Here is a 16,909-nt window from a genome sequence, read left to right on the forward strand (position 1 = left end):
AGGAGATGGGTTAATGCGCCTCTTGGCCACATGGATGTTTGTGCTGTATCTCTTTTGTGCTCATTCGACCGCAGCTCAGGTCATAGTGAATGATTCAGCCATCGATTTCCCCTTGCCTGCTTCAGAGTTACGCCTGATTTTTTCGATGCAAAAAGTCTATTGGCCCGACGGTCAAAAAATACAAGTATTAATTCTTACTCCTGGCTCTGAAGTCCATAAAGAATTTTGTTTTAAGCCGCTGGATATGATGCCATATATGTTACAGCGGAGATGGGACCGCTTAGTTTATTCTGGTACTGGAGAGCGGCCGATCATCTTAAAAAATGAAGCCGAGATGCAGGCACAAATTGCGAGAACGCCTGGTTCGATAGGTTATGTCGCAGATCCCGTACTCAGTGGTGGCAACAGAGTGACTAGGAGTTTGTATGAAACGAGTCCCTAGTCGTTTTTTCAGCTTAGTACTGCTTCTTGCACCCTTTTATTCTTGGTCCTCGGAATGGCAATTCAATGGTTTTGTCGGCCAAGGTTATATTGCTGCTGACGACACTCAGCTCGTGGTCGGAGAGGGTGACACTAGCTTCAATATCACCGAAGCCGCATTCGCTGTGTCATGGAAGCCTATCGAACACATTCGTATAGCCAGTGCACTCAGTTACAGGCAGTGGGGCAGCCTCGCCGAAGGTGATGTTAATTTCGATTATCTATTTATCGAATACAGCCATCAAGTGGCAGAAGGTATGCTAGGTATTCGTGGCGGGCTATTTAAGAATGAAACGGGATTCTATTCCAGTACCAGAAACGTTCCTTTTACCAGACCGAGTATCATGCTGCCTCAATCTATCTATAGCGATTACTTTCGTGATGCCCAGCTGCATATCGAGGGGGTAGATTTGTTTGGTATGCATCAAATCTGGGATGGAGCTGTAGATTGGCATGTTTCTGTAGGTAAGGTTGACGTCACCGAAGACTTAGATAGAAATGTGATGGGCAGTGCGAAGTTAGGTAGCTTCGACTCTGAGCGTTATTACTCCACAGATATAGAGTTTCAAAATGACTACCTGAGATTAGGTCTTACCTATTTTGACGCCGAAGTCAGCTACCTCCCATCTATGGAGGATTATTATCCCGGTGATATAAGGCTAAAAAAATGGGTGTTCTCGGGACAATTTAGATATATGAATTTTGAGTTCACCGCCGAATACATGACCGGAGATAGACTGATTAATGGCCTGGCATTTCCTCCTATGGCCGATGAATTAGTCGACTCTGGCATAGGCTATTATCTAGATCTCAGAGCCTATCTTCCCCATGAAGTAGAACTTTTTGTCCGATTCGATAAACATATAGATGATAAAGATGATACCGATGGCAAGGAGTATGAGGCTGTTACGGGTCTCCCGGCTTATTTCGCTTACACAGATGACTGGACCTTCGGCGCTCGCTGGTTTTTGAATAATGATTGGTTGTTGGCCGCAGAATATCATTGGGTCGAAGGTGCATCTTGGGTGACCCCGATAGTGGCACCAGATCCATCCACGCAGTCGCAGCATTGGTCCATGTTTGCACTGCAGATCTCTTATCGATTCCAGTGGTGATGCTATGACTATGCTGCCTGAAGGTCGGACAATATTTATTAGTCTAAAATGGAAACTGTTAGTAGCGGTACTGATCATACTCACCATCTTAGGAGGGATTTTAGGTGGTTTCGCATATCGACAGCTCATCAACCAGCAGAATTATCTGCTGGAATCTCAGCGAGATAAATTAGCTCAGAATCTGCAGACTTCTATCTCCTTGAGCGTCGACCACTCCTTGTCTGCAGCGCAACAAATAGCATTGCTGGTCAATGATGCTCAGCAAACTCCTTCGGGCTACCAAGCCATGTTAGCGCTTCGTTGGCCCGATCTACAGCTCTACTGGGAGCTTGATCGGCTGAGTCTGATGTCGCTATCTGGCCAGGTGCGCGCTCATGCCGGTAAGTTAATCGACAGTGCTGAGATGGACTGGTTTAAATCGGTTGCGGTTATGTTGGAGCCACATTGGCGCATCGTATGCTTACAAGAGTGTGTCATTCAGGTCTTAGTGCCTAACTTGTTACAGGGTGAACCACACTTTTTATTTATGGAGACGGGGCCTGACGGATATTTTGGCTCGGTTTAGGATTAATGAAATATTTGAACTCGCTGTGCTAGCCCCTTCTTCTGATGTGGGGGAGGGGCAAAAATATTGGGGCAGAGAGGTCTATAGTATTAGTAATAAACACACCAGTTTAATTCAGCTAGAACAAGCTGCAGCTCAATTTAGCTGGGAACAGATAGAGAGCAGAGGAGGCGTCTATCAGGTGGGAGGGGAACTTTCTGCTCTGTGGATTTTTCCCTTGGCTAAGGGGGAGTCTCCGCCGGCGATATTGGTGATCAACAATATCAGTGATTGGCAGTCTCTGCTCAATGAGTTTCAGGAGAGTATGTTGGGTACTCTGCTGTTTAGTTTTGTCCGGAGCTTTGGTCATATTGGCTGCCTGGGCGCCTGTGGTTAGCTTGAGCCGTCACGCCACTCTACTTCCTATGCTCGCTGAACATGATTTTGACACGTTCAAAGCCTTGTCACCTAAGACCTCTTCATTTATCGTCGATGAAGTGGACTTGATCAATATTGCGACGCTAAACCTCGCCGAGCGGATGCAAAATCTTGAGTTGGAAGTTGACGAATATACTTGTGAATTAGAGCGACTCGCCATGTTAGACACTCTGACCGGTTTACCTAATAAGGCCATGCTCAATCATGAACTGCAGAAGACTATCGCCTGTGTCGGGCGCATTCACGATAAGATAGCCTTGATGTTTCTCGATCTTGATGAGTTTAAATGAATTAACGATACATTAGGCCATAGTCAGGGAGATGAGCTATTAAAGATCGTGGCCAAGAGGTTGAACCATAGCGTCCGTGCTATGGATACAGTGTTCAGGCAAGGAGGAGATGAGTTTCTTATTCTGCTCAGGGGGATTCGCTCGGAAGAGGATGTCCGTAAGGTTATTCATAAGATATTTGCCTCCCTGCAACAGCCTGTCGTGTTAGGACGCCATAAGCTGATCGTGACCACGAGTATCGGCGTCGCTTACTGTGATAGTAATAATGTCAAGGCCGAAGAGCTGATTAAATACGCCGATCTGGCCATGTACCAGGCGAAAGATGCGGGGCGTAGTAATTACCGGGTGTTTACCCCGGAGATGCTACAAAGGGCGAATAACAAGTTGATGATAGAGCAAGATATCGGTGCTGCAATCGAAGAGAAGCAGTTGTCACTCTCCCTGCAGCCGATAATGTCACTCCCCGATGGCAAGGTGAAAGGATTCGAGGCGTTAATCCGCTGGCATCACCCGGAGAGGGGCTTGATCATGCCGGGTGATTTTATACCCGATATTGAGGATAGTGAAGCCATCATACGAGTGGGAAATTACGTACTCGAAGAGGGAGGAGCCATCTTATCTCGGCTGATTGAGCAGGGCTGGGACGATCTCTATCTTGCGGTCAATTTGTCAGCGAAACACTATATGGATCCTGGTCTGATCCCTCTGGTACAACGTATCTTGTCAAAATACAATATTCCGCCTCAGAGTCTGCTGTTAGAGGTCACTGAAGAGAGTGTGATTGAGCAGGTGGACCTCGCCTTGTCGGCGATGAAGTCATTGAAGCGTCTGGGGGTACGGATTGCCATAGATGATTTCGGAACCGGTTATTCCTCCCTAAGTTAGCTTAAGCAGCTCCCCTTCGATGTACTGAAAATCGACCGTTGCTTTACCTCAGGTGTACTCGATAATAGCGTCGATTCTCATATCGTCACCACGGTCATAGATCTGGCCCACAATATGGGCAGAACCGTAGTAGCCGAAGGCATAGAAACCCAGGAACAGTGTGACTTTCTCGCTGCTGCCAGATGTGAATTGGCTCAGGGTTATCTGTTCTCGAAACCTTTAGAAGAGAGGAAGGCGTTCAGAATACTCCATGAGATAAAGGGTCATGGGGTGTGGCCGGTAGAATCACAGCCCCAGCTCGCTAAGCTGGGGAGTTAACGCTTGGTTTCTCTTATAATTTCTTTTTAGGCAGTAAACTGATTAGCTTAGTCGCGATATCTGTGTTGTCCTGATAACCAGAAAATAGACTGGCCGCGGGGCCCATTGCGAATACTTGTACGTCGACGCCTGTGTGACCGACCGTCGTCCAGCCTGTGTTTGAGCGGCTATCTATAAGCTGTTTGATACTTGTGCTCATCACCTCTTTACCCTGCATTCTCGCTCGAGATAACTGAGACAGTTCATCATCATTAGGCTCGAAACCTAAATTTAATGTGACTCGAGCTCGCCAGTCACCATTGGCGAGGGCATCGCTGGCGATAACGTCCGGGCTGGCTTGTACGCCTCTGATGATACTCGTGTCCCAGCTATACTCGCCGTTGGCACCTATGCTTAAGCCGCCGGTATTATGATCTGCCGTTACCACCATCAGAGTATCGTTATTTTTCCTGATGTACTGTTCTACGACTTCGATGGCGTTAGCGAACTCTTCCATCTCTCCCATCGCCGTGGCTATATCATTATTGTGTCCTGCCCAGTCTATCAAGCTGCCTTCGACCAGCAGCACGAAGCCTAGGTCATTTTGCGATAATAACGCTAAGGCCTTCGTTGTCATCTTGCTCAGTTTATTACTGTCACTATCATCGATGGCCCATGGGAGTTGCACATCGGCAAATAGGCCTATGACCTTGCCTTGTTTGACCGAATCGAGCTGGTTAAAGTCCGATATATACTGATAACCCTTAGCCTCGAATTTTTTTATTAGACTGGCAGGGAAATACTTCTGACCGCCACCTAACATCACATCGGCATCGGTTTTAAGGTAGCTATGAGCTAACTCATCGTAATTGCTACGGCTTTCATTATGGCTGAGAAATGCTGCCGGAGTAGCATGGTTGATCTGTGATGTCACCGCCACTCCGGTGGAGAGTCCCAGGGCTTTGGCTTTTTCCATTATGGTGGCAATAGGCTGTTTATTGGTATCGACAGAGATGGCGCCATTATAGGTTTTAGTCCCAGTGGCTAATGCCGTTGCCGAGGCTGCCGAATCTGTGACGTAACCACTCACCCTAGCCGGATAAGTGCTCGATGTTCCTACTAGTAGTCGGTCGAATACCGTCTGTTCTATCTCTTGAGTATCTGGGTTGTCTTTATAGTATCGATAGGCACTGGTATAGGCTGGGCCCATACCGTCACCGATCATGATCACAATATTTTTAGGGACGCTTGGTGCGTCGCCTAACATGGTTTGCATCTGAGTCTCTGCCTGAGCTGTGACGCCCATGCTGCCTAACAGTGCCACACCTGCCAAGATACATCGTTTGAAGAACTTCATTTTTTTCGTCACGCCCATTATCAACATCCTAGCTTGTTTTAATTCGTGCTTCGATTGCGTCCATGAGCATAACGGTAATGTCCACATCATATAACCGGCTTAAATCCGTGCTTTAATTCGTGCTTCGATTGCGTCCATGAGCATAGCGGTAATGTCCACATCATATAACCGGCTTAAATCCGTGCTTTAATTCGTGCTTCGATTGCGTCCATGAGCATACCAGTAATGTCCACATCATAAGCTGCTTCAATCTCTTTGATACATGTCGGGCTAGTGACGTTGATCTCGGTAAGCTTATCGCCAATCACATCCAGACCGACGAAGATGAGTCCGCGTTTCTTCAGTTCAGGTCCTATGCTGCGTGCAATATGCCAGTCACTCTCAGATAAAGGTTGAGCTACACCACGACCGCCGGCGGCTAAGTTGCCGCGTGTCTCGCCTTTTTTCGGGATACGAGCCAGGGAGTAAGGCACGGGTTCACCATCGATGACCAAGATACGTTTATCACCCGAGGTGATGTCGGGAATAAAGGCTTGGATCATGGCATATTGCTGGCCGTTATCGGTCAGTGTTTCGATGATCACGCCTAAGTTAGGATCATCTTTCTTGACTCTGAAGATGGAACTACCGCCCATGCCATCAAGGGGCTTGAGTATAATATCGCCTTTTTCCTGATAGAAGTTACGGATACGGGTCTCATCTCTGGTCACTATGGTGTCTGGGGTAAACTCGGAGAACCAGGCTGTAAATAGTTTCTCATTGGCGTCACGAAGGCTCTGGGGCTTGTTGACGATCAGCGTACCTTCCTCTTCGGCTCGCTCGAGCATGTAAGTCGCGTAGATAAACTCAGTATCGAATGGTGGGTCTTTACGCATTAACACCACATCAAGATCTGACATGGGAGTGTCGATCGCTTCTCCTAGCTCGAACCAGTTGTCAGGGTCTTGTTTGACGGTTAAGGCGCGCATATTGGCCATTGCCTTACCATTGACCATGGCCAGATCTCGCATCTCCATGTAGAAAAGCTGGTATCCACGGCTTTGGGCCGCGAGTAACATGGCAAAACTAGAGTCTTTGTTGATGTTAATGTCGCTGATTGGGTCCATCACTATGCCGAGCTTGATCATCTATTCTCTTCCTTCTTTCGCCATCTGCCGATGGGACAATTGAATTCTGTAATCTGCTTATGTAACAGGTTTAGGCTTTAACTTTTGCACAAATTATTTTGCTAGAACCTACAAGTCACCAAATTTGAGTTGTAGGGCACTGATTGCCGTTAGTGCTGCAGTTTCTGTTCTGAGCACTCTTGGGCCCAATAAAATATCGGTAAATTCATCTTGCTCAGTCTGCAATATTTCAGTGTCTGAGAGCCCGCCTTCGGGGCCGATTAAGAGTCTGACTTTAGCGACCTCTAGAGGCAAGCCTCCGATGCCGTGTGCAGCTCTGGGGTGTAGATTTAATTTAAGCGAGTCAGTTGGTTCACCGCACCAGGCCTCTAATGACATGGCTGGCCTGATTTCTGGAACCCGACTGCGTCCTGATTGCTCACAGGCAGCGACGACAATCTTCTGCCACTGTTGTCTCTTTTTCTCTAATCTGTCACCGGAGAGTTTTACACCACAACGCTCCGAAAACAGAGGTGTGATGGTGTTGACGCCTAACTCTACCGATTTTTGAATGGTAAAGTCCATACGGTCGCCACGGGAGATCACCTGTCCCAGATGAATATGCAGCGGTGACTCACTGGCGTTAGTGTTCGAAGATAAGACCTTAACGGAGATATTTTTCTTACTGGCAGAGATGATCTCAGCCAAATAGTCATGGTCGCTACCATTAAATAGGCTGATTTGTTCGCCTGGGGTCATTCGCAGCACTCTACCTATGTGCGAAGCTGCCTCATCATGGAGCGCCAAGCTGTCACCGATTACCAACGGTGAGTCTTGATATATTCTTGGGATTCTCATCTATTTCTTGCTCCGCAATCTGGGTGTTTATAGCAGGTGAGTCGCATCTTTGTTTGACAAAAGGGTTATGGTTTCCCTGTGTCCGGGCGATCGCTTCGTCTCTTTTATACCATTCCATATAAGTATCTGGTCAGTTCAGAGACTCTCAGTTTTTTCAATTCAAGGCGCATTGATGAGGAAATGGTTATTCCCTTTTGAGTCAATGTAACACAAAAGTGGAAACACTGAGAGCCTCACGCAGTGCGGGTTTCAAAGCCCTTTATGCTAGGTTGAATGTTCTCGATATACGACTGCATGGATGCAGGAGGTAGAGCAACGCAGGAGCTGGTTGCCGAGAATAACTATTAGCTTCAAAGATTCGCCTTGCCTACAGTGCTTTGAACTCCCGCTGAATGCTCAGATACTTACTCGGAATGATATTACACTCGATAGCATCAACTGGATGAGTTTTATCCCATGCTTTGAACAGTTTTAATTGGCTTGTGGCGATCTTTAAGCCATGTCTGCTCTTTTGCGGAATTTTACGGGATGAATGGGAATAGAAGCAAGAGCTTGGTAGGAGTAATACCCTAGCTATAAGAAATTTATAAGGTATTAGGCTCTTTTAAGCTGCTGTTTACAGCATCTGCAACGATACTGAGTCTCACCGCGGAGCACCTTATTATGACGTCGAATACTCAGCGGGATACTACCGCAATCGCATAAATAATCGAATGTTTTTCCTGATACTGATTCTGTATTTAGAGTATGAGTCGTGGCTGGCTCTAGTTGATAAACCTCAATCATCAGGGCTTGCCATTCCTTGCCATGGGGCTTGACCTTGCCATATAACTGATAAGCTAGCAGATGGCAGATCTCATGTGGCACAACCTGATCGATAAAGGCCTGATGGTTTTCAGCGAGTAAACTAGAGTTGAATCTGAGTAGGTTGAGTTGCAGATGCGCCGTGCCCGCACTCTTACCCTTGAGTGTAAACTGGATTTCAGGACATGGAAAAGTCCGTTGCAGATAGGCCTCTGCTTGTCGGTAACAGTCTACTACCTGCTCAGCAATCTGCTGGTGGCGTTCGTCATCAAATTCATAATTTGCATCGTCCGTTTTATAAGATTTGGTGCTGTTTTTTGTCTTGAACAGTTTAAACATAGTATTGAAAAGTACCTAACGCTCGCCATTAAAAAAGGCACTCAAGTTATCATTGAGCACCTTTAGTTTCCTATGAGAGTGATAAGATTTACTTAGCTCCCAATCAATATCGCTTAATGATTATAAGCTTTTTGCTCCGGCAATTACCATGGCTCTTATCTGCTCTACTATGTCGGTTTCAGTCTTAGCATCATAGCCCTTCACTCTCGGGGTATGGATATGACCGACAGGAATTTTGCTGTTAAATTTCTGCTGCAATAAGACGGTGCGGTATGAGATCTCATTCGATAGATAACCACCACCTGAACCTTCAACTGAGGTAGCAGCTTGCAACTCGGATAAGGAGGTAGCGTTAAACTTGCCTCTAGCCAGTGTGGTGACACTGTGGTTATCGTTTACCTTCCATTTCGCCGCATCTCCCTGAACCGATTGCATGGCTGCAACCGGGAGAGAAAACTCGACAAACTCGGGACCGTTAAGCGTCTTACCATTAAACATAGGCGCTATCGGCTTTTCATTGTTGCCGCCGGTTAATACATTTAAGTTATCCGTTGCCGCCGCGCTGCGATTACGCCCAGGGAAGCGCTCGAGATCGAAATCGTCTCTGCCCATGCTGAGAGTAATAATCATATCCAGGCTATTTTCGCGGTAATAAGGCGTGAGCAGAGATTCGATCATACCTTGATCGAAGTCGGCGAAGCGTACCGGGATCATCACCGTCTGTATTTGTGCTTGCTTGCCATTCACCGAAAATTGATAGCCATCGAGTGCCAGTGCCGCTAAGCCTGAAGGATTGCTCTGATCGATATTTCGGTCGAGGAAGAAGGGATCGAATCCGGTCAGCAAAATTTTGACCTGAGTATCGGCTGCAAAGCTAATGTTACTGAAGCCTCTGGAAGACTTTTCTACTGCACTCAGATTGATATTGCGCTGCCAGGGAGCGATCCGGAACGAAGGGGCTTGTTGTTTGAGCAAGGTCTTCATGGCCAGGCGCCCCCAGTACAGAGGGCGGTCATCTTGCCCTCCCGATTGCACATCTCTGACTGCTTGCTGCCATAGGCGCTCTCCCTGCCGGGCAACCATCTGCGTCATCAGCAACTCATCGGTTTGCTGACGGTACTGCTTATCTAAGCCATCGACTAAGGCTTGATAGCGTTCGACGACTTCAGGCATGGCTTGGGTCGCGGTGGAGACGCGAGCCTCTTCTATATCCAGGCTAGCGATAGCTATTGTGCTGAACATTGCACCAGTGAGGAGTCCTGCAACTGCTAAACAGGATTTCGTCATGGCTTGCTCCTTCTTCTGTGAAATAAAGAGTAATGTAGAATTGATTTTATTTTTGATGATTATTTATCAATTTTAGCGGGTTATCAATTTGAATTTACTATAGTCAAGGCTTGATATCTGTGGGTATGAGTATGCACGACAAGCGAGAGCAAATAAAGTATCTCATTTGTTGGGTTTTATGATGTGGACTTGTCACTTTAAAGGCATAAGTCATAAGCGATAAGTTTTAAGTTGTAAGTTTTAAGTAAAATAGATTTCTTCAAGTTTCACTCGCCGTTCTAAACCTGTATAAGCAGCTAGCTGCTGACCTGAATCTTGGTGAACACTTAGCTTTTACTTACCGCTTTCTCTGCTCTGTCTCTGGCTTATAACTTACCGCTTGCTATGCTCTATCTTGAGCTTATAGCTGCTTTTAAACTTACATCATCAAGGATTGCAGTGATTCCTGATTGCTGAAGCGTTTGGTGAAGAAGTCTAAGAATACACTGATGTTGGTGGCGAGTTGTCGTCGGCTAGAGTAAACACCATAGATTTTAAATGCCTCGATGGGCCATTCTTGCAGGATTGGCACCAGGGAGCCGCTGGCCAGCTCATTTTTGCATACCGAGTTAGATAACATGGCGATGCCAAAATCATCCTGAACCAGTTTTTTTACCATCACGGCGCTGTTGACCCGGACTTTACGTTTGAAGCTGACCATGGTTTTTCTGTTGCCTTTTCCCAGGGGCCAGATGGGCGCAGAGCGTGAGGTACCCAGTAAGATACCATGATGATTGGCTAATTCTTGTGGTGTGGCCGGAGTGCCATTGGCCTTCAGGTAACCTGGGCTGGCGACTAAAATAGGCTTACGTTCGAACAAAAGGCGGGCGACCAAGTCGGAAGATTGCAGTGGGCCATACTTGATTGCAATATCATAGCCTTCGCCTACCAGACTCACTTCGCTGTCGGTAAACTGGACATCCAGCTCTACATTCGGGTAGAGACGCATAAAGCTGCTACATAGGTTGGCGATAAGTTCTTGACTGAATGAGACGGGAATCGCGATGCGCAGGGATCCGGAAACATGGTTATTGGTGTTTTCTATGGTGGCCTTGGCTGCCTCTATTTCGTCACGAATGCTGATGCAATGCTGATAAAAGAGCGCACCTACCTGAGTGAGACTCAAGTTTCGAGTATCTCGCTGCAGTAAACGTACGCCTAACTGCTCTTCTAATCGAGCAACCTTACGACTTATGGTTGATTTTGGTATGCCTGTTTCGCGGGCCGCTTGAGAGAAGCCTTTGGCTCTCACTACCGCCGCAAACAGCATCATACCGTTAAGATCGGGCATGTTTTTATCACTGTCTCAAATATGGAACAAAGTGTCTATCCTAGTTTAATGGCATTTGACACCTTAACAAAGTTATATTTACTCGCTAAAAATTTTAGAGGCTAAGCAGAGGATCAATGATGACCAGCAATAATCAGCCCACAAACAAGACTCAGGCTCAATCTGCCGACCCGCTTTTTCTGAAAGCAGAACATCTGGCACAAGACTTTTCACTGTTTCCTGAACACAGTAAACAGAGCCTAGCCGAAGAGATCAAGGGTCTCTTGGGTGAAGATACTATTCAAGCTAATTTAAAAGAGTTAGAGCAACTCGATGTAGACGGTTACGTCACTAAGGTGATTCAACCCACATTAGATAAAAATCGCGCCGGTGCTAAGCGTGTGATTGCCGATCTTAAAGGCAAACTTATTGCCGAAACCCATCAGGGGCCTTTTTATAGTGCCGAGATCGAATTGAACTTCGGCATTCGCACTCGTCGTATCGGTTTTATTGCGCAGGAACGAACCACTAATAACGGCGCCTGGATGCCAGAGCATCACTTGGCTGCATGTAAGGCCATTCGCAAGTTTGCAGAACTGTCTATGCCTATCATCTATCTAATCGATACTCCAGGTGCCGATGCGGGGGAGGTGGCTAACAGTCAGAATCAGGCTCACAGTATCTCTAAGGCGATTGCCGAGAGTGTTAACGTCGATGTGCCTACCATAGGTATCGTGATCGGTGCCGGTTATTCCGGTGGTGCTATCCCCCTCGCTTCGGCTAACATCTTATTGTCACTGCGTGATGGTATCTTCAACACCATTCAACCTCAGGGTCTGCAGAGCATCGCCCGTAAGTACAATTTGTCTTGGCAAGAATGTGCTAAATCTGTGGGTGTTGCACCTGAAGAGCTATATACCTCAGGTTGTATCGACGGCATCATCGATTTTTCTCCGACGGATAAAGATGAGCGTCAACATAACCTTCGCCGCGCTATCATCAGCAGTATCGAAGCCGTTGAAAATGCCGCCGTGCAGTTTGTGAGAGAATCGAAAGACTTGCGTGAGCATTATGATCGCAGTTTGGCGCGTTTCCTGAATCCGTCCAAGAGCCTCCAGGCATTAGAGCATCACGCCGAGCTTGCGGTAGCAAACAACCCAACTATGCACCTGAACCTGTTCGGTTGCGCATACCGTTACCTGCGTTACCTGACGCTACGTAATCGTATCCATTCGATCTCTCAGGAGCAATATGGTCGCCTGTCTAAGGTGAGTGTGCCTGAAGGTGACCTACTCGCGCGTATTCAGCAAGAGCAGGACCGCGTGTTCCAGTCTTGGCTATCTAACCCGGATAAGCTGGTTTATGATGAAGAGCTAAACAAGCTCTGGGTTAACTTCACCGCTAAACGTGATGAGGTTTCTACCGAACGTAATATGCTGACTCGTTTGATCTTAGGTGAGCCGAAAGAGAACTATAAGAAAGCCCGTAAGGCGCTTATCTTCAATATCAGTTGGTCTCTGTTTCACCGTTGGAAAGGCAATGCCGAGAATAACTTCAAAGGCTTGATTCAGTATTTGGAGACTCTGCCATCTGAAGTGACTCAGGCAGATTGGCCTGAGGTTAATAAGCTCACTGTGCTGGATGTAGTTGTTCACGACGAACTCCGCGAAGACTTTATCTGGCAGTGTCACAACATCCTTATCTTCAACGCGCTTTATGACAATGTCGTTGGCAACTTAGCCTCTATCGCTAAAGAAGCCATGATGTCTAAAAGTTTGTCACGTGCATCGGTTGATAACCTGCTACACAGCTCAATTGACCGTGCATTGTCGACTCAAGATACGGCCAAGGATAAGAGTAAATTTTACAAGTGGCTCAAGTATTTTATGAGTCAGTCGAATCGAGCAGAGCTACTGACTAAGACTGAACAGTGGAAGAGTGTTGGTTTCCCTCAGCTAAACGACAGCCTGTTCGTTATCTTGACTTACTTCTTCGAACGCCTATTACCTGAGTATTTCGATAGTGAAGAAGAAAGTGGTGAATACACAGGTGCAATCAACCCTGTGCGTATCGGTCGCCGCAAAGATTTCTGGAACCGTCTCACCATGGGCTATCAGGACCTCTTGATCCAGAAGGTACTACGTGATGATAAGCGTGCCGGTAAGATGGGTTGGGAGAGCGTTATCGCTAAGTTCTTCACCGGTTTCGATGAGATCAATGGCGATAAGATGTCGGCCAACTCACTTAACTTCCCAGGGTTCCGTCTTTCCATCGAAGATGCGCTGGATAAAGGCATTCGTCCTTGTGGTCTCATCACCGGCATGGCGGATTTCGAGCGTAACGGTCAACAGATGCGTGTCGGTGTTGCCGTTTCAAACATTGCCTTCCAGGCGGGGGCTTTTGATATGGCCAGCGCCGAGAAGTTCAGTGCACTATTGATTGAGTGTGCTAAACGTAAGCTTCCTGTCATCTGTTTCATCAGTTCAAGTGGTATGCAGACCAAAGAAGGCGCGGCTGCACTCTTCTCTATGGCGGTGGTCAACGACCGTATTACTCGCTTCATTCGTGATAACGAGCTACCTGTACTTATGTTTGGTTTTGGTGACTGTACCGGTGGAGCACAGGCGAGTTTTGTGACTCATCCGTTAGTGCAAACCTATTACCTATCGGGTACTAACATGCCGTTCGCGGGTCAGATGGTCGTGCCGGCGTACTTGCCGTCTACAGCGACTCTGTCGAACTACTTGTCGAAAGTGCCGGGTGCGATGAATGCCTTGGTGACTAACCCATTCAGCGACACCATCGACGACCAGCTGAGCAGTATCGACCCTCTGATGCCTAAGCCAACGGCTCAGATTGAAGATGTGATTGCTAATGCGCTTTCAACTTTAGTGCCTGAGATGATGGCTGCCGATGAAGAGATAGTTCAGGACGACCCTCGTGAACTCATGAAGCCTATCAAGAAGCTATTGATTCATGCTCGTGGTTGTACTGCGGTTAAGCTAATTCGTAAGGCCCATGATAACGGCATCGATGTTGTTTTAGTGGCATCGGATCCGGACATGACCTCTGTGCCTGCCGATATGCTTACAGGCAACGACAAACTTGTTTGTATCGGTGGTAACACCTCAGATGAGAGTTACCTCAACGCATATTCTGTGCTTAAAGTGGCCGAATATGAAAATGTCGATGCCCTGCATCCGGGTATAGGTTTCCTATCTGAAAGCCCTCAATTTGCCGCGCTTTGTGTCAATAACGGCGTTAACTTCGTCGGACCGAGTGTTCACAGCATGACGACCATGGGTAACAAGTCTAATGCGATTAAGACGTCCCAGGACAATGGTGTTCCCGTCGTTCCAGGTAGTCACGGTATCTTGAGCAATGCAGAGCAAGCGGTAAACGTAGCAAATGAAATCGGCTATCCGGTTCTGCTTAAGGCGGTACAAGGTGGTGGCGGTAAAGGTATTCAGGTCGTTGAGCGTCAAGGAGACATGATCAGCCTGTTCCAACAGACTGCTACCGAAGCGGCTGCGGCATTTGGTAATGGCGACCTTTATCTAGAGAAGTATGTCACTTCACTGCGTCATATCGAAGTACAGCTTCTGCGTGATAAGTTTGGCAATACTAAGGTATTGGGTATCCGCGACTGTTCCGTTCAGCGTAACAACCAGAAGGTTGTCGAAGAGTCGGGTTCGACCATGTTGCCGCCTGAGCTGAAAGATAAGGTACTTCAATATACTCTCGATCTTGGTAATGCAACAGATTACATGGGCGCAGGCACGGTTGAATTCATCTATAACTTAGACACTAACGAAGTCTACTTTATGGAGATGAACACTCGTCTTCAGGTTGAGCATCCGGTTACCGAGGCAACATCAGGCATCGATATTGTGAGTGCAGGTTTCGATATTGCCGCGGGTCGCTCGATCGAATCTCTGGAGCCACAAGACAAGGGTTACGCCATCGAAGTTCGTGTCACTGCCGAGAAGGCTGCATTGGACAACCATGGTGTGCTTCAGCTGTTACCTCATCCTGGTATGATCACCGAATACGTGATGCCTGAACGTGATGACATAGAGATCATCTCTATCGCAGAGGCGGGTAAAGAGGTTTCACCTTACTATGATAGCTTGATCGCCCAGATCATCTGCCGTGGTGAGAGTCGTGAAGATGTGATTAACAAGCTGCACGATTATCTCGCCGACCATGTAGTCATTAAAGGGATTGCGACTAACATTCCACTACTGACTCGCATCTTGAAAGATAGCACCTTCAACGAAGGCGTATATGACACTAACTACTTGCCTCGCCTGATGGCCGAGCTAGACGTACCTGAGTTGATTGCCGAGATGGAAGCCGCTGCGGAAACTGTCGGCGTCGACACAGCTTCACTGCGCGTCGGTGAGAGTAACGAGCTGAAAGTGATGGCACAAGGCGCGGGTATCTTCTACACCTCTCCAGCGCCTGGTGAGGCTGATTTCGTTAAAGAAGGTGACATAGTTACTGTGGGTCAGACTTTAGCGCTTACAGAAGCGATGAAGATGTTTTCACAGCTTAGTTTGGCTGGTTATAATCGTCCTGATGCGGTTCTGTATCCTGAAGATAAGAAGTATCGTATCGAGCGTGTGCTTAACAGCAATGGTCAGCAAGTGTCTCAAGGTGACCTGTTGTTTGTGGTATCGCCTGTCGAGAGCTAATGCTTTATCGCGCATTGCAATGCATGCGCTTTAATCGCAATTAAAAATATTGATCCCCGTCACATGTGATGGGGATTTTTTTATGCTCACGCCCGCGCCCATGATCATCCGCAGCAGTTTGAATTTTGAAGAAGTTGAGAGAAATGAGCCGGTTTCTAGGTCAGCTTAAGATATTGCCTAATGAGGTATTTATTCATCATAACGCCAAGGATGCCGCCGTAAGGCCTGGATGTTGGCATTATTAACTGTGGTGACAGCGGTTCTTGTGTCTTTTATTGTTTATAAGACGTTAAATTCTCCGTTAAATAGCATCACCAATAAGTTTGAAGAGATAAGACCTAGTCAGGACTGTCATATTTTGCTGCCTAGGTTCCATCGAAGATGCTACAGGCCGGATTCTTGTCCTAGGAGCGACGCGGAGACTATATCTTAGCTAGGGATTAAGATGCTATCGATAAACGAGTTGAGATAGTGTGCTTACTCGTTTAACAGTTCATGATCTTCGGGAAGTTGTCTACTAATCCATAAAACCAATTTGTGTTTCATATTTGGCCCGTCTTCTTTATCGACTGCTAGGGGTTGAATGAGCTTATCGGTAACGAGCAAGCGATAGATGCATTCGACTTTATCTTTTGGTGAAATTCCTTTGCCGAAATCGTCAAATCCACGCTTCTTAGCATAGCCTACGCCTATTTCCATGGCGAGTTTTAGCAGTTGTGGGTCATGTTTACCTTGCTTCATATGAGGTCTCTCAAAAGGTGTATTGGTCTTTTAATCAAATTACCTGAATTGAATGATATAGCAAGGAGAGGTTTCACGTTTCAACTCATAGATCCTAGGAACTTCTATCTGGTTAAATCTGTATATCATCTTGTCTTCAATCTCCTATGCTCGACTCCCTGTAAGCTCTTAGGTTGAGTTAAACTTTTTTCTTGGCCTCAGCTGACACTCGATAAATTTCAATAAGGTCTACAGAGCTGTTTGACGCCTTAAAGCCTTCAATCTGGCAGCTTGTAACTAATTGTTTTTGCTGTGTTTATTTTTATTGGTTTCTTGGCTTGTGAGTGTTAGCCTTGGGTTTTGGTAACTGGTCTGATGTAGCA

Annotated in this window: 12 protein-coding genes and 2 pseudogenes; 6 read left to right on the forward strand and 8 right to left on the reverse strand. The window is 46.8% G+C overall.

The genetic code is table 11. The features are described 5' to 3' along the window. The first annotated feature begins 13 nt into the window (after positions 1-13). The 5 genes and pseudogenes from KT99_RS02990 (at position 14) to KT99_RS22545 (ending at position 4,070) form a co-directional block, all read left to right on the forward strand. Positions 14-442 (forward strand): hypothetical protein, encoded by a 429-nt coding sequence (locus tag KT99_RS02990; protein ID WP_005496881.1) that lies wholly within the window; start codon positions 14-16, stop codon positions 440-442. Then, positions 426-1,595, forward strand: coding sequence for a hypothetical protein (locus KT99_RS02995; RefSeq protein WP_005496883.1), 1,170 nt, complete (start codon positions 426-428; stop codon positions 1,593-1,595). Before KT99_RS02990 ends, KT99_RS02995 begins: the two co-directional genes overlap by 17 nt. 4 nt (positions 1,596-1,599) lie before the next feature. Continuing rightward, positions 1,600-2,160, forward strand: coding sequence for a hypothetical protein (locus tag KT99_RS22535; protein WP_040571540.1), 561 nt, complete (start codon positions 1,600-1,602; stop codon positions 2,158-2,160). Positions 2,161-2,185: 25 nt separating this feature from the next. Further along, on the forward strand, positions 2,186-2,536 hold the full coding sequence (locus KT99_RS22540; RefSeq protein WP_232504234.1) for a hypothetical protein: 351 nt from the start codon (positions 2,186-2,188) through the stop codon (positions 2,534-2,536). Between the two features lie 235 nt (positions 2,537-2,771). Continuing rightward, a pseudogene (locus tag KT99_RS22545) lies at positions 2,772-4,070 on the forward strand (putative bifunctional diguanylate cyclase/phosphodiesterase). Positions 4,071-4,083: 13 nt separating this feature from the next. Here KT99_RS22545 and KT99_RS03015 read toward each other — a convergent pair. From KT99_RS03015 to KT99_RS03040, 7 genes and pseudogenes are all read right to left on the reverse strand, one after another. Continuing rightward, a complete protein-coding gene (locus KT99_RS03015; RefSeq protein WP_040571562.1) occupies positions 4,084-5,406 on the reverse strand; it encodes an alkaline phosphatase in 1,323 nt (440 codons plus the stop codon). 173 nt (positions 5,407-5,579) lie between these two features. Next, the gene (gene gshB, locus KT99_RS03020; RefSeq protein ID WP_005496895.1) at positions 5,580-6,533 is read right to left on the reverse strand and encodes a glutathione synthase; all 954 of its coding nucleotides are present in this window, start codon (positions 6,531-6,533) and stop codon (positions 5,580-5,582) included. 108 nt (positions 6,534-6,641) lie between these two features. Then, a complete protein-coding gene (rsmE, locus tag KT99_RS03025) occupies positions 6,642-7,370 on the reverse strand; it encodes a 16S rRNA (uracil(1498)-N(3))-methyltransferase (protein ID WP_005496897.1) in 729 nt (242 codons plus the stop codon). A gap of 421 nt (positions 7,371-7,791) precedes the next feature. Then, positions 7,792-7,872, reverse strand: a pseudogene (locus KT99_RS22550) (deoxyribonuclease); the annotation flags it as partial. A gap of 92 nt (positions 7,873-7,964) precedes the next feature. Further along, a complete protein-coding gene (locus KT99_RS03030; protein ID WP_005496899.1) occupies positions 7,965-8,513 on the reverse strand; it encodes a SprT family zinc-dependent metalloprotease in 549 nt (182 codons plus the stop codon). A gap of 120 nt (positions 8,514-8,633) precedes the next feature. Further along, positions 8,634-9,800, reverse strand: a complete 1,167-nt coding sequence (locus tag KT99_RS03035; protein WP_040571541.1) for a hypothetical protein — start codon at positions 9,798-9,800, stop codon at positions 8,634-8,636. Positions 9,801-10,218: 418 nt separating this feature from the next. Beyond that, positions 10,219-11,130, reverse strand: coding sequence for a LysR family transcriptional regulator (locus KT99_RS03040; protein WP_005496903.1), 912 nt, complete (start codon positions 11,128-11,130; stop codon positions 10,219-10,221). Between the two features lie 119 nt (positions 11,131-11,249). Between KT99_RS03040 and KT99_RS03045 the strand changes: the two genes are divergently transcribed. Continuing rightward, positions 11,250-15,806, forward strand: coding sequence for an ATP-binding protein (locus KT99_RS03045; RefSeq protein WP_040571542.1), 4,557 nt, complete (start codon positions 11,250-11,252; stop codon positions 15,804-15,806). Positions 15,807-16,283: 477 nt separating this feature from the next. Here KT99_RS03045 and KT99_RS03050 read toward each other — a convergent pair whose 3' ends face one another. After that, complete coding sequence (locus tag KT99_RS03050; protein ID WP_005496907.1) at positions 16,284-16,547, reverse strand: DUF5062 family protein; 264 nt, start codon at positions 16,545-16,547, stop codon at positions 16,284-16,286. Positions 16,548-16,909: the final 362 nt, after the last annotated feature.

Source organism: Shewanella benthica KT99 (assembly GCF_000172075.1).
GTDB lineage: Bacteria > Pseudomonadota > Gammaproteobacteria > Enterobacterales > Shewanellaceae > Shewanella > Shewanella benthica_A.